Source organism: Paenibacillus sp. JT22N1 (assembly GCF_059692155.1).
In genome coordinates this window covers 80,632-93,395 of sequence record NZ_JCAUAW010000004.1, presented here as the reverse complement: position 1 = coordinate 93,395, position 12,764 = coordinate 80,632, and the positions used below count along the sequence as shown (strand labels likewise).

Below are 12,764 nucleotides of genomic sequence, written 5' to 3'. Positions count from 1 at the left end.
TGATCATGAGCAAAGCGAAAAGACAACTGCATTTAAATGTATTCATCATGAATACGGGGCACCATGAAGCATCCTGGAGACACAAGAACACAGAACCGGAGAATATTACGGATATTCGTTATTTTCAACGGATTGCGCAAATTGCGGAACAGGCTAAATTCGACTCTCTCTTCTTAGCAGATGGGTTGGCGGTCAGTCAAAATATTAAACATGGCGCGTTTGTTGGGCTTGAACCCTTCACTCTGCTATCTGCCTTAGCCTCGGTAACCGATCGTATCGGACTTATCGGCACCGTCTCTACAACGTATAACGAACCCTTTCATGTTGCCCGCAAATTTGCCTCGTTGGATCACATAAGCAAGGGTCGAGCAGGCTGGAATATCGTCACATCCGGAAGCTCCTTTGAGGCTAGCAATTTCAGCAAAGATGACCATTTGGAGCACTGCAAACGTTATGAACGGGCCAAAGAATTTCTAGACGTAACGACCAGTCTGTGGGACAGCTGGGAAGATGAAGCTCTGATCATTGATCGAGAGTCAGGCACCTTCGCAGATCGAAGCAAGGTCCGGGAAATCAATCATGTCGGCGATACCTTCAAAGTGCGCGGACCTTTGAATATACCAAGGTCTCCGCAGGGATATCCTGTGCTTGTTCAAGCCGGTTCTTCCGAATCTGGCAAAGAATTCGCCGCTCAGTATGCGGAAGCCATATTCACTGCTCAGCAAACACTCGTAGAGGCACAACAGTTTTATTCAGATGTAAAAACAAGACTTTCGAAGTATGGCCGTTCTCCTGATCAGTTGAAAATCTTACCGGGCATCTGCCCCATTATCGGTCGCACCGAATCGGAAGCCAAAGAAAAAGAGCAAGAATTAAACGAATTAACCGTTCCGGAATACGGACTAAATCAGTTGTCCAATATGTTGAACATTGATTTATTCTCCTACCCGTTGGATGGACCTCTGCCGGAGCTGCCAAGCTTGTCCGACATCAATGGGAATAAAAGCCGCTTCCAGCTTGTCGCTGATTTAGCGAAGCGCGACAACTTAACCATTCGCGGGCTGCTTCATCGTCTAGCTGGCGGACGCGGTCATCGTACGTTCGCTGGTACGCCTATCCAAATTGCCGACCAACTCGAAGAGTGGTTCTTACACGGAGGCAGTGACGGCTTTAATGTGATGCCGCCTTACTTACCTGCTGGATTGGAAGAATTCGCGCAGTTCGTCATACCGGAACTGCAGCGAAGAGGATTGTTCCGAACGGAATATTCAGGAACTACCCTGCGGGGACATTTGGGCTTGTCCCGACCTGCTAATCAGTATGCGACTGCTGCCGTTGGAGGCGCATAAATATAATTTAATGGAGGTAATTCGTATGAGTACAAATGAACAAGTTAAGGTAACTCCCGGTCACATTGAGGTGCTTCCGATTGCAGGCAGAATTGGTGCAGAAATAAAAGGGGTGAGCCTTAACGCTGATCTGGATACTCAGACGGTTAGGACGATCCGCGAGGCGTTATTGCAGCACAAAGTCATATTCATTCGTGGTCAGCACCAGCTGGATGACGCGGGACAGGAGGCTTTTGCGCGCTTGCTTGGTGATCCTGTCGCTCATCCGACGGTGCCGATAAAGACAGGAACCGATTATGTTCTTGAGCTTGATTCCGCTCATGGCGGACGGGCCGATTCTTGGCATACCGATGTGACCTTCGTCGATGCTTACCCGCAGGCCTCTGTTCTTCGTGCCGTTGTCGTTCCCGCTTCCGGCGGTGACACAGTTTGGGCGAATACCGCTGCCGCTTACGAGCACCTCCCCTCTGAACTGCGTACCCTCGTTGATCAGCTATGGGCACTGCATAGCAACGATTATGATTATGCCGCGCAGCGTCCTGAGGTCTCTCCCGAGAAGGAGCGTCATCATCGGGAAGTATTTGCCTCCACGGTGTATGAAACTGAGCATCCGATCGTTCGTGTGCATCCCGAGACGGGTGAACGCACCCTTGTGCTTGGCCATTTTGTTAAGAAAATTCTGGGTCTTTCTTCCGCAGATTCCGCCCAACTATTGTCTCTACTTCAGGGGCATATTACGAAGCTGGAAAATACGGTTCGTTGGCGCTGGTCTGCCGGCGATGTCGTGATCTGGGACAATCGCGCAACGCAGCATTACGCGATCAACGACTACGGTGACCAGCATCGGATTGTTCGCCGAGTCACCGTTGACGGCGATATTCCAGTGAGTATCGATGGCCGACAAAGCGTAACACGTATCAAACAGCCATCCGAGTCGTTAACTAAAACAAGCGCTTAAACAAATGCCCCCCTACAAGGCTAATTGGCCTTTCAGGGGGGCATTTGTTATCTACTCCAGTATCCCACCGCCCAGAATAAAGCGGTACTGTAAATGAAAATTCTTTTCAATAATCTTATCGATCCGAACCCCGCCTGTTTTCTGCGATGCCGAATGAATAATCTTCCCGTTGCCTAAATAAATCCCCATATGAGTAATCGGCTTCTGGGAAGCAGTAAGTCCTGCGTAATCCGCTGCCCGATTGCCTCGAAAACTCGTAAAGAATAATAAATCTCCCCGCCTAGCCTTGCTTATATCACGATACTTGCGTTTAGACAAGGCATCTACATAAGCAGCCTGATTTTTAGCATCCCAAGGTAAATCCATTCCAAGTGCACTCAAATACACCCAACGTGTGAAATCAGAGCAGTCAAACGAAGAGGGCTCCAATCTGTTCGAGCCATAAACATAAGGTGTCCCCAGGTAGCTGATGGCCTTATCTATCACGTTCTCTACATAGCTACCTTTTTTGGGAACGATGGCAGGATTAGGTGAAGCCTTAATCAATGGGAAACCGTTAGGTAAGAGCGCCTGCTCCTGCTTCGCACTTCCAGTCGCCAAGCCCCTCACCTGGTTTGTAGTAAAGAACTGATCTACTCCCAAATCCCCTATATAAAGCTCCGCATCGCTGCTCGTTAAATTCCAGTCTGACATTCTGTTATCGGTCTCACGCTCTATGGAAAGATTCGAATGCTCCTGAATGCCTTGCGCCTCCATTTTTGATTTCTGGGAGCATCCACCACCAAGTATAGAGAATGTGCAGGACAACAATAAACTAAACACGATTTTTTTCCGCATCATCAAACTCATCAAATATACCCCTTGTTCATGTGATGCTGTTAGGATGCCAAATTTTTGTAGAAACAAACATGAAAAAATCCAATTTCTACCTCTCCAGACACTGTAACGATGAAAAGCATCGTCTCAGCAGCATTCTGCGTCAGATGTGGCGCATTCAGCGACTTTAAGCATGTTTTTCATCGTTACGGAGTTAATTTCTTGCGCTCCCTCCACTGTAACGATGAAAAACATCGTCTCAGCAACATTCTGCGTCAGATGAGGCGCATTCAGCGACTTTAAGCATGTTTTTCATCGTTTCGGAGCTAATTTCTCGCACCCTCTCTGCTGTAACGATGAAAAACATCGTCTCAGCAGCATTCTGCGTCAGGATGAGCCGATTCTAGCGACTATAAGGATGTTTTTCATCGTTACGGAGTTAATTTCTCGCACTCCCTCCACTGTAACGATGAAAAACATCGTCTCAGCAGCATTCTGCTTCGGATGGGTCGATTCCAGTGACTTTAAGGGTGTTTTTCATCGTTACGGAGTTAATTTCTTGCGCTCCCGTTACTGTAACGATGAAAAACATCGTCTCAGCAGCATTCTCCGTCTGGTGGGGCATTTCCAACGACTTTAAGAATGTTTTTCATCGTTAAGGAGTTAATTTCTCGCACCCCCTCTGCTTTAACGATGAGAAACATCGTCTCAGCAGCATTCTGCGTCAGATGGAGTCAATGCCAGCGACTTTAAGCATTTTTTTCATCGTTACGGAGCTAATTTCTTGCACTCCCTCCGCTGTAACGATGAAAAACATCGTCTCAGCAGCATTCTGCGTCAGATGAGGCGCATTCAGCGACTTTAAGCATGTTTTTCATCGTTACGGAGCAAATTTCTCGCACTCCCACCACTGTAACGATGAAAAACATCGTCTCAGCAGCATTCTTCATCAGATGGGGCGCATTCAGCGACTTTAAGCATGTTTTTCATCGATACAGACACAAAAAAAGCCCGCAGGCGAAACCCCCACCCACAGACTTGAGTACTAACGCTGCTTCTTACCCAGATTCAACTCTTTCATGATTTGTTGACCTGTCGGTGTTTGAGCTAAGCCACCTTTGGCTGTCTCCCGGTGTTTCTCCGGCATAGCCGTGCCTACTTCATACATCACTTGAACGACTTCATCCGATGGGATGACGGATCTGACACCGGCCAAAGCCATATCGGCTGCTGCCATTGCATTAACCGCCCCAAATCCATTACGGACAATGCAAGGAATTTCAACCAAACCGCCAACGGGGTCGCATATGAGCCCCAAGGTGTTCTTCAGCGCAAGCCCCACTGCGTGCATCGCCTGTTCTGGCGTACCGCCGCGAAGCTCCACGAGCGCACCAGCTGCCATACCAATGGCGGACCCAACTTCAGCTTGGCATCCTCCTTCTGCACCGGAGACGAAGGAGTTGTTGGCGATGACATAACCGATGGCACCAGCGCTTAACAAGCCATTTACCATATGGTCGTCATCCCATCCAAATCGCTGCTGACTGCTAATGAAAACACCTGGAATAATCCCGCAGGAGCCAGCCGTCGGCGTGGCAATGATTCGTCCCATGGAAGCGTTAACTTCTGAAACGGCGAGTGCATAAGCCATCGCTTTGCAGGCTTCTTCGCCTAAGGATGCTTCTGTCGTTGTCATATAGCTCGCAACACGTTGAGCGTCTTTCCCCGTCAACCCGCTTCGGGATGTTGTATCTTCTGTCAATCCTTTGGCAACGGCTTCTTTCATGATTTGGTAGTACGCTCGCATCTTTTCAAAGACATACTCAGGTGATTTACCCGATTCTTGGCTTTGGTCAGCAAGCATGACTTCTGCAATGGTTAATCCTTCGGAAGCACATACTTCCGTTAATTGTTTCAATGTCCGGAATCTCATTTATACGCCTCTTTCTGCGAGGTCTACTTTTTTTATTTCGTATATCATACTTAAATCCTTAAGTTCTTGTATAAGCGAATCCGGAATCGATACATCCGTTTCGATCACTGTCATCGCTTCCCGATCGCGGCCCTTCCGATCCAAATCCATGAAACCGATATTGATTTGGTTGCGCCCCAATAAGGCGGTAATATCTGCAATCATCCCTGGACGATCATGATGGGAAATAACTAACGTTGGGTATACCGCAGTAAATTTCACATCAAATTGATTCACATTAACAATCTCAACATTGCCTCCGCCGATCGATGCTCCCGTCATACTCAATTCACGTGTATCGGATGAAAGATTGAATCGAACGGTGTTGGGATGATCAGCTTTATCTTTACTTGTAAGGAAAGCAATCTCCACACCAAGCGCTTCTGCCTCTTCGGCAGCAACAGGAATACGTGGATCATCGGTTTCATAATCCAGTAGACCGCCAATGAGCGCCAAATCGGTGCCATGCCCCCGGTAGGTATCCGCAAAAGAACCGTATAGTGTGATTTCAACCTTCTTCGGCTGTTCGCCAAGCAGTTGTCTCGCAACCCGTCCTAGCCGGACCGCTCCTGCGGTGTGAGAGCTTGATGGACCGATCATAGATGGTCCAATGATCGAAAACACATCTTTAAAACGCATCATGCAGCTCTCCTAACATATAGTGTTGTTACCTTTACTCCCATTGTATGAAGCGAATTCAATAAAGACAAGTCTTCAATGCGTCCTTATATTCCCATATTATATCAAAGGCAGAGCCTTCCATCATAGTAACATATTCAACAACCTTTATATATGAAAAAGCGATCCCCCCTTATAGTCTAAGAGAAAAGATCGCTTTTCGAAAAATTAGCTGAATTTATGAAACGGCATACCTTTTACTTTTAATTGCACACTAAAGATGGCTCCCGCATAAAGCTGCTCCAATTTTTGCTGCGGATTTAATCCCTGCCATGCACTAGTAATGAAGAGTTGATCAAGGGTTTCTCCGCCAAAAACACACGATGTGACCTGAGCAGCTGGCACTTTTATTTCATCCAATAGACTTCCATTCATGGGGTTCCATCTGGATACTTTATTTCCACCCCATTGTGCGATCCACAGCATACCCTCCGTATCTGTCGTCATTCCATCAGGAATGCCTTGACCTTCCGGAATTTGGACAACAACCCTGGGATTGCTTATCTCCCCTGTTTCAAGCTCGTAATCAAATGCTTTTACTTGCTTCGTCAAAGAATCAATATAGTACATGATACGGTTATTGGGGCTCCAGGAAATTCCGTTAGAAACACTAACATTTCCCAACATCTTTCGTACTGTCATGTCCTGATCCATGCAATAAAGCGAGCCTTCCTCTTTCTTTCCATTCATATTCATGGTGCCCGCCCAGAATCTTCCCCTCGCATCGCACTTACCATCATTAAACCGATTATCGGGCAAATGAGCTTCCGGGTCTGCAAGATGAACTAATTTTTCTGTATCGAGATCGAGAAAATAAAATCCATGCTGGGCGGCGAGAATAGCTCCACCCGACTTTCTTAGCGCAATTGCACCTACTTGTTGCCCAATGGCAATCATTTTTCCCTCTTGAGTTTCCAGGTTCAAAATATGAATTTTCCCTGCCGGAATGTCTACCCAATACAGCAACTTGCCATCAACATCCCAACAAGGCCCTTCTGCAAGTTCAGCTGTTTGGGAATGAACTGTTTTCAAATTGTGTGTCATTCTGCCACTACTCCGCAACGAACCGATTGGTCAGCGTTCCGAGCTTTTCAATTTCAATCGTCACGATATCCCCGTCCTTCAAATACACTTGCTTTTCTGGTGGATACCCCAGTACAACCCCTTCAAGTGTTCCTGTTAAAATAATATCGCCCGGCACTAGCGTCATATGCTGGGATATGTAGCTGACGATTTCATCGCAATGAAAAATCATATCCGATGTGTTCGAATGCTGCCGCACTTCTCCATTTACATACGTTTTAATTTCAAGATCGTTCGGATTGCCCACTTCATCTGCCGTCACGATATAAGGACCGATTGGCGCAAATTTATCGCAAGATTTACCCAACAGCCATTGTTGTGTCCTCACCTGCAAATCGCGTGCTGATAGATCATTAGCATTGCAGTAGCCAAAGACGTGACCCGGCGCTTGTTCCTTGGAAATATATTTGGCTGTTTTACCAATTACGATCGCTAATTCCGCCTCATAGTCAACTTTCTCCGAAACCTTGGGTAAAGAAATATCATCGCCATGACCTGTTAAAGTGTTGTTAAATTTATTGAACAAAATTGGATATTGTGGGATCTGTGCATTCGTTTCCTCAGCATGTCTGCGATAATTAAGACCCACGCAAATCATTTTATTCGGATGCGTAACGCAAGGCCCTAAGATTAGGGTCGATTCATCAAATAAATAAGCGGTTTTGTCGTTATCCAAAGCAAGAACCATATTTATAAATTCACTCAGTTCATTTAACGCACCAGTCCCACCTTCAATAACTCCGTGTATGGTAGTAGGTATTGTTTTTTCTGTGGAGATAGATGATAACGCCGCCAATACGTCGACCACGCCTTGATCCTTTTTCACACCTAAGCGGTAAGCACCGTTTTGAATAAACGTTAGTAATTTCATATTCTAGAACTCCTAACTTGTTATTTGATGATGAGCTCTTTCAAAACCGTTTCAATGATATCAAGTGTTGTATCAATATCCTGATCTGTATGACTATAACTGATATGATTGCGTTTAATGTTCATTGGCATCTTATAGATGCCCTTCTCGATTAGTTTCTTACGATAGGCTACGTATAACTCCGCGTCATTTTGCTGTAAATCAGAATAGTTCTTCGGCTCGCTTTTCATGAAATAAGTCGTCCACACCGAACCGAAACCTGCCACATAGGCCTCGATGCCAAGCCGTTCGTGAATGCCACGAATGCCGGAACGCATCTTCTCTCCCAATCGGAAAATGTGCTCATGTACCGGTTCGTTCTCCATCAGTTCAAGTGTCGCTATAGAAGCAGCTGTGCCTACGGCATGACCGTTATAGGTTCCTGCAAACCAGACATCTCCGCCTGGATACGTATTAAATCGCTGCATATATTCACGTTTACCAGCTACAGCGGCGATTGGGTAACCGTTCGCCATCGCTTTGCCCATCGTTGTCAAATCAGGTGTAACCCCTGCCACCTTCTGAAAACCGCCGATATCATGACGGAAGCCGGTAATGACTTCGTCAAAGATCAGCAGCGCTCCATGTGCCGTACAAAGCTCCCGAAGCCCTTCCAAGAATCCAGGCTGCGGCATAACACACCCGATATTGTGAGGAATCGGCTCCACAATCAAGGACGCGATTTGCCCTTTATTCTCACGGAAGGTCCTTTCTACATCATCAAGATCATTGAACGTACAGACCAAGGTATTGTCGATCGCTTCATCCATCATGCCGGCAGAACCCGGATCGCGTTTGCCGATCATGTCCCAAGCGCTGAGCATGTTGCGAGCAACATAATCGTGCCAGCCGTGATAGCAGCCTTGAAATTTAATCAGCTTGTTACGTCCCGTAACGGCACGAGATAAACGAATTGCATGATAAGTAGCTTCAGATCCTGAATTGCAAAACAGCACCTGCTCTGACGAAGGGACATGCTTACAAATTTTGCGTGCCAGTTCCACTTCCAGATCCGTACAACCAACGCCGTACAAATCAGTTCGCTGAATAGCCTCGATCACTTTTCCATTGACATAAGGATGGCTATGCCCAAGAATAATCGGGCCAAATGCACCTTGATAATCAATGTACTTGTTACCATCCGCATCATATATGTAAGCTCCTTCACCTTTAGTAAAGACCTTCATTGGATTCACATTACGAATAGACGTATGAACCCCGCCTGGCGAGTAAAGTTTCGATTCTTCATAAAGTTCTGCATTTTTGGACATGTCTCAATGCCTCCTCTTAATCATTATGATTTACTTACTTTGCAATCTTGGCTAGGCCCAGTAACTCCGGCGTGTTGCGATGAATAATATCCTCGATGATTTGCTCCGGAACACGCGGCATCTTAGTGCCTTCAACCAAGTGGTTAATATTCCGAAACAGGTCTATCGTTTGCTGTGTTGTGAAGAAAGGATAATCGGAGCCGAATAAAATTTTGTGAGTGACCCCATACTCCATAGCAGAAACAAGTGCATTATAGAACTGCCACGGCCGTGACCCTAGTGCCGATAAATCCATAAACATATTGATGTTTTTACGAACGACGGCAATGCACTCATCCACCCACGGGTGTCCCATGTGAGCAATGATCATTTTCAGGTTAGGAAAAGCACGGGCTATCGGGTCTAATGCTGCCGGCCTAGAAGCGTCGAGATACCCTTCTGGTATGAAGGACGTACCTTGGTGCCACAGAATCGGCAGTCCCAATTCGTCAGCTTTGGCATATAGATCAAAATGACTTCGATCATCCGGGTAAAAATTTTGATAAATCGGTCCAAGCTTAAGTCCACAAAGCCCAAATTCCTTGATAGCTTCTTCAAACAGACGAGCGGCATTAGGCCTGTTTGGATCGATGCTTGCAAACCCGTACAAGCGTCCAGGATGTTTAGCAACATACTCAGCTACAACTTGGTTAGGTACGTGGATGCCCGTTGCCGGAGCGTCGAAAGCAAGCACAATGGCCCCATCAAAACTGCGTATGTTTTCTTCATGCTGCTGTGGAGTGGCGATGATGTCCATATGTTCACCCCAACTGCGCTTGACAGCAGCTAAAAAGGGCCCTTCGGTTTGTCCTGGAAGAAACAAATGGGTATGGCAATCGAATATCATAATTCTGTCCCGCCTTTCATTTATTTGCCGCCGAGGTATCCCATCGCACGTGAAATTTGCCCGGCCGTTTCTTTTACTAAATTCCCAATTGTCAAAAACTTGATAGCCGGCAAATCTTTAACTAACGAGGTAATGCTGATGGATGCGATGATTTCCCCGCTGGAGTTTCGGATTGGAGCACCTATACAGCGGATGCCTTCCTCAAACTCCTGATCTTCAATAACGAAACCATGTTCACGAAGGAAAAGCACATCACCTCTTATTTTTTCGAGCATACGATCGATTTGTTGCGTAGAAAGAGTGGCATCTTGATTCAAAATACGGACAATTTCTTCCTCTGTCATGTCAGCGGCAATCGCCTTTCCAACACTCGACTGGAATAGTGGTTGGGCTTGACCGATTGTCGTGGCGAAACGAACAAAACCTTTGCCTTCCACTTTATCTGCATAGACCGGTTTGTTCTCTACTGGCACTGCCAAATGAGCCGTAAATGGCGTTTCTCCAACTAAACTTTCCAAAAATGGACGAGCAATTCTTACTATGTCCATCGCTTTAAAATAACTGATGCCCCAACGCAAAACACCGTGTCCGAGCCTGTATTTCCCTTCAGGCGTTTTCTGGATAAGGTCGAACTGTTCAAGTGTATTTATGATTACAAATGTCGTCGATTTCGGAAGCTTTAGTTGAATATGCAAATCGCTTGCTGAAAGCTCAGCCTCTGAGAGTGCATTCAGAATTAGAATGGTTTTCTCAATCGCTGGAACCGAATACTCTTTCGTTCCTTGGGTCATCATTTTTCCTCCATTGAGTTAAATCCAATATATTGAACATCGTCTATAAATAATATAGAGTTTCTGTTCCCTATTAGCAACTACTTTTTCATGAAAAACACGTCTTTAAATCATCTATAAATCACTTGAAAAGCTAATCAGCAGTAATTCTATAAAACATAAAAGAACCTCGTGCTATTATTGACCCATCAAATAAATACAATATAATAAACAGGGTCCAATATATTGTATTTCATTAAACGAAATCGAGCGCGAAGCTGAATATCTGTCTCTGACTTTTTGCTGAAATAGAAGAAGACCGTCCTCCATCCGGCAAACCTTGCCCCAGAGAGAACGATCTGTTTAACTGCTTCATTGGAAAGTTGTTTAAATTTTGTTGGCTTCTTCCACACGAGTTTCCTTACGAGTCTGCAGTGGAGGGTGTGATTCATCGTCCCCTATTAATTCCTTGGTTCCTTTTTTAAACTCCTTCAAGGTCTTGCCAAACGCACGACCTAATTCTGGCAGTTTGCTGGGGCCGAACAATACAAGTGCAGTTATAACTAATAACATAATAGTTGAAGCACTAAAATGCGGCACATAACTCACCCCTTCTGTTTAAAGGTACTACTCTTACAAGGAACTAACGGTTAGGCGCTCTTCGATATGTGAACACAGGACCTCTTCGGTTTCCAAGCCGGCCCAATACATCTTTAATTCCTGGTTTATTTCTGATAGTTCTCTCGCGCTAATAGCTAAGTCCGTGAAATATCTAAAGCCGGGTATCGTTTCGCGAAAAAGCGAAAATCTAGAAGGAAGATAGCGTTTCTCTTCCCCTACCCACTCTGCAGCCGACTTTCTGGCTGGAAGACTATATGTGTTCTGCCGAACGAAAAGTTGGGCCTTATTGCTGGTTAAAAATTCAACCAACTTAACGGCGGCGTCCTTGACCTGCGACTGACGGTTAACAGCAAACCCCGTGTTAAGCAGCATCGTCATTGGCGTACCAAAATGCGGTACGGGCGCGATATCAAAGGACAACCGCTCACCAAGTAAATAATTTAAATAAAAGTAACTGGTCATGATCATCGACGCTTTACCTTTGGCCAGAAGCAGCTCCGATTCGCCTGTCGTAATCCCTTCCGATAAAGATGGAATACTATGCTTCATCTCCCCGCAGTAGCGAAGCGCATCCATCATATGCGTACCGGCAAGCTTAAGTCGACCGTCTTCATGCCGCTCGAACTTCCCCCCTGTTTGCAGGAGCAGAAGAGGCCAACGGTTCGATGAATATAAGTCGCAGTGAAAGCCAAGCCGTTCATTCGGAATGGCAAGCCGTGACGAATATTCAATCAGATCCTTCCACTGCCAACTGCTATCTGGCTCGGACAAATTAGCAGCTTGAAAGTGCTCCCGGTTATAACAGAGAATGAGTGGTGAAAAAATAAACGGCTGCACGAGCTGCCGGCCATCGACTTTAAATGCGTCTGACAAGAACGAATATATCTCCGGATTGCGTTCCATCGGCTCCAGCAATCCTTCATCTCCGTTTTCCACACACTCCTGAAAATTCTTAAAGTTCATCATGACTACATCGAGAATGCCGCTGGACAAGTAATCGCTGATATAACTGTAGCTGTCGCTGGATGTAGGCACTGCTTGTACCCGAATATGCGGGTTTTCCTTTTGAAATAGAGAAAGCAGCCTGTGAATATCCGCCTCGCCTGTGACGGAGCTATGGAAGCCTAGCTTCACAGTGACGAAAGCGCCGTCCGGAGGGCCGACAACCTTGGTTCCGACACGCGGTATTTTCTCGATCAGCCCTTCAACGACAAGGACTTCGAGTCCTTTTCGCACAGATTGGTTGCTTAAATTGAATTGCGCAGCGAATGTTTTTTCGGAAGGCAAATATTCCCCTACCGACCGCTTTCCTGTCAATATTTCTTCCCGCAGCGTGTTGACGAGTTCACTCAACCGCTCGCGTGACGATTTGCGAGTTGTCCGTTCTTCCATCTATAGACCTCTTTTCCATCCGATACACTGTAAAGAACAGGAATAAATGGACGCATCC

Annotated in this window: 13 protein-coding genes; 2 read left to right on the top strand and 11 right to left on the bottom strand. The window is 46.1% G+C overall.

Annotation, left to right across the window (positions count from 1 at the left end):
• Positions 1-5: 5 nt before the first annotated feature.
• A complete protein-coding gene (locus AC58UU_RS09540; protein ID WP_497315043.1) occupies positions 6-1,349 on the top strand; it encodes an LLM class flavin-dependent oxidoreductase in 1,344 nt (447 codons plus the stop codon).
• Between the two features lie 25 nt (positions 1,350-1,374).
• Entirely contained in the window at positions 1,375-2,307 is a 933-nt protein-coding gene (locus tag AC58UU_RS09535) for a TauD/TfdA dioxygenase family protein (RefSeq protein WP_497315041.1), read from the top strand.
• Between the two features lie 51 nt (positions 2,308-2,358).
• Here the strand turns inward: AC58UU_RS09535 and AC58UU_RS09530 are convergent, their stop codons facing one another.
• From AC58UU_RS09530 to AC58UU_RS09480, 11 genes are all read right to left on the bottom strand, one after another.
• Positions 2,359-3,156, bottom strand: coding sequence for a C40 family peptidase (locus AC58UU_RS09530; RefSeq protein ID WP_497315039.1), 798 nt, complete (start codon positions 3,154-3,156; stop codon positions 2,359-2,361).
• 451 nt (positions 3,157-3,607) lie between these two features.
• Complete coding sequence (locus AC58UU_RS09525) at positions 3,608-3,748, bottom strand: hypothetical protein (RefSeq protein WP_497315037.1); 141 nt, start codon at positions 3,746-3,748, stop codon at positions 3,608-3,610.
• 420 nt (positions 3,749-4,168) lie between these two features.
• Positions 4,169-5,056 carry an L-serine ammonia-lyase, iron-sulfur-dependent, subunit alpha gene (sdaAA, locus tag AC58UU_RS09520; RefSeq protein WP_047681686.1) on the bottom strand — a complete coding sequence of 296 codons (888 nt, stop codon included), beginning with the start codon at positions 5,054-5,056 and terminating at the stop codon, positions 4,169-4,171.
• A complete protein-coding gene (gene sdaAB / locus AC58UU_RS09515; protein ID WP_497315547.1) occupies positions 5,057-5,734 on the bottom strand; it encodes an L-serine ammonia-lyase, iron-sulfur-dependent subunit beta in 678 nt (225 codons plus the stop codon).
• Between the two features lie 207 nt (positions 5,735-5,941).
• The gene (locus tag AC58UU_RS09510) at positions 5,942-6,817 is read right to left on the bottom strand and encodes an SMP-30/gluconolactonase/LRE family protein (protein WP_497315034.1); all 876 of its coding nucleotides are present in this window, start codon (positions 6,815-6,817) and stop codon (positions 5,942-5,944) included.
• A gap of 7 nt (positions 6,818-6,824) precedes the next feature.
• Positions 6,825-7,727 carry a fumarylacetoacetate hydrolase family protein gene (locus AC58UU_RS09505; RefSeq protein ID WP_497315032.1) on the bottom strand — a complete coding sequence of 301 codons (903 nt, stop codon included), beginning with the start codon at positions 7,725-7,727 and terminating at the stop codon, positions 6,825-6,827.
• A gap of 20 nt (positions 7,728-7,747) precedes the next feature.
• Positions 7,748-9,037: an aspartate aminotransferase family protein gene (locus tag AC58UU_RS09500; RefSeq protein ID WP_497315031.1), complete on the bottom strand. Its 1,290-nt coding sequence runs from the start codon at positions 9,035-9,037 to the stop codon at positions 7,748-7,750.
• 34 nt (positions 9,038-9,071) lie between these two features.
• Positions 9,072-9,923, bottom strand: coding sequence for an amidohydrolase family protein (locus AC58UU_RS09495; RefSeq protein ID WP_497315029.1), 852 nt, complete (start codon positions 9,921-9,923; stop codon positions 9,072-9,074).
• A 20-nt stretch (positions 9,924-9,943) separates the two neighbouring features.
• Positions 9,944-10,717 (bottom strand): IclR family transcriptional regulator, encoded by a 774-nt coding sequence (locus tag AC58UU_RS09490; RefSeq protein WP_497315027.1) that lies wholly within the window; start codon positions 10,715-10,717, stop codon positions 9,944-9,946.
• 363 nt (positions 10,718-11,080) lie between these two features.
• Entirely contained in the window at positions 11,081-11,293 is a 213-nt protein-coding gene (locus tag AC58UU_RS09485; protein ID WP_497315025.1) for a twin-arginine translocase TatA/TatE family subunit, read from the bottom strand.
• Between the two features lie 33 nt (positions 11,294-11,326).
• Positions 11,327-12,706: an extracellular solute-binding protein gene (locus AC58UU_RS09480; protein WP_497315023.1), complete on the bottom strand. Its 1,380-nt coding sequence runs from the start codon at positions 12,704-12,706 to the stop codon at positions 11,327-11,329.
• Positions 12,707-12,764 lie beyond the last annotated feature (58 nt).

What these genes read in the sequence shown, in the direction of transcription:
- sdaAB (WP_497315547.1), bottom strand. Translation starts at nt 5,734, where the DNA reads ATGCGTTTTAAAGATGTGTTTTCGATCATTGGACCATCTATGATCGGT.
- AC58UU_RS09540 (WP_497315043.1), top strand. Translation starts at nt 6, where the DNA reads ATGAGCAAAGCGAAAAGACAACTGCATTTAAATGTATTCATCATGAAT.
- AC58UU_RS09490 (WP_497315027.1), bottom strand. Translation starts at nt 10,717, where the DNA reads ATGATGACCCAAGGAACGAAAGAGTATTCGGTTCCAGCGATTGAGAAA.
- AC58UU_RS09530 (WP_497315039.1), bottom strand. Translation starts at nt 3,156, where the DNA reads ATGAGTTTGATGATGCGGAAAAAAATCGTGTTTAGTTTATTGTTGTCC.
- AC58UU_RS09495 (WP_497315029.1), bottom strand. Translation starts at nt 9,923, where the DNA reads ATGATATTCGATTGCCATACCCATTTGTTTCTTCCAGGACAAACCGAA.
- AC58UU_RS09525 (WP_497315037.1), bottom strand. Translation starts at nt 3,748, where the DNA reads ATGCCCCACCAGACGGAGAATGCTGCTGAGACGATGTTTTTCATCGTT.
- AC58UU_RS09505 (WP_497315032.1), bottom strand. Translation starts at nt 7,727, where the DNA reads ATGAAATTACTAACGTTTATTCAAAACGGTGCTTACCGCTTAGGTGTG.
- AC58UU_RS09535 (WP_497315041.1), top strand. Translation starts at nt 1,375, where the DNA reads ATGAGTACAAATGAACAAGTTAAGGTAACTCCCGGTCACATTGAGGTG.
- AC58UU_RS09500 (WP_497315031.1), bottom strand. Translation starts at nt 9,037, where the DNA reads ATGTCCAAAAATGCAGAACTTTATGAAGAATCGAAACTTTACTCGCCA.
- sdaAA (WP_047681686.1), bottom strand. Translation starts at nt 5,056, where the DNA reads ATGAGATTCCGGACATTGAAACAATTAACGGAAGTATGTGCTTCCGAA.
- AC58UU_RS09510 (WP_497315034.1), bottom strand. Translation starts at nt 6,817, where the DNA reads ATGACACACAATTTGAAAACAGTTCATTCCCAAACAGCTGAACTTGCA.
- AC58UU_RS09480 (WP_497315023.1), bottom strand. Translation starts at nt 12,706, where the DNA reads ATGGAAGAACGGACAACTCGCAAATCGTCACGCGAGCGGTTGAGTGAA.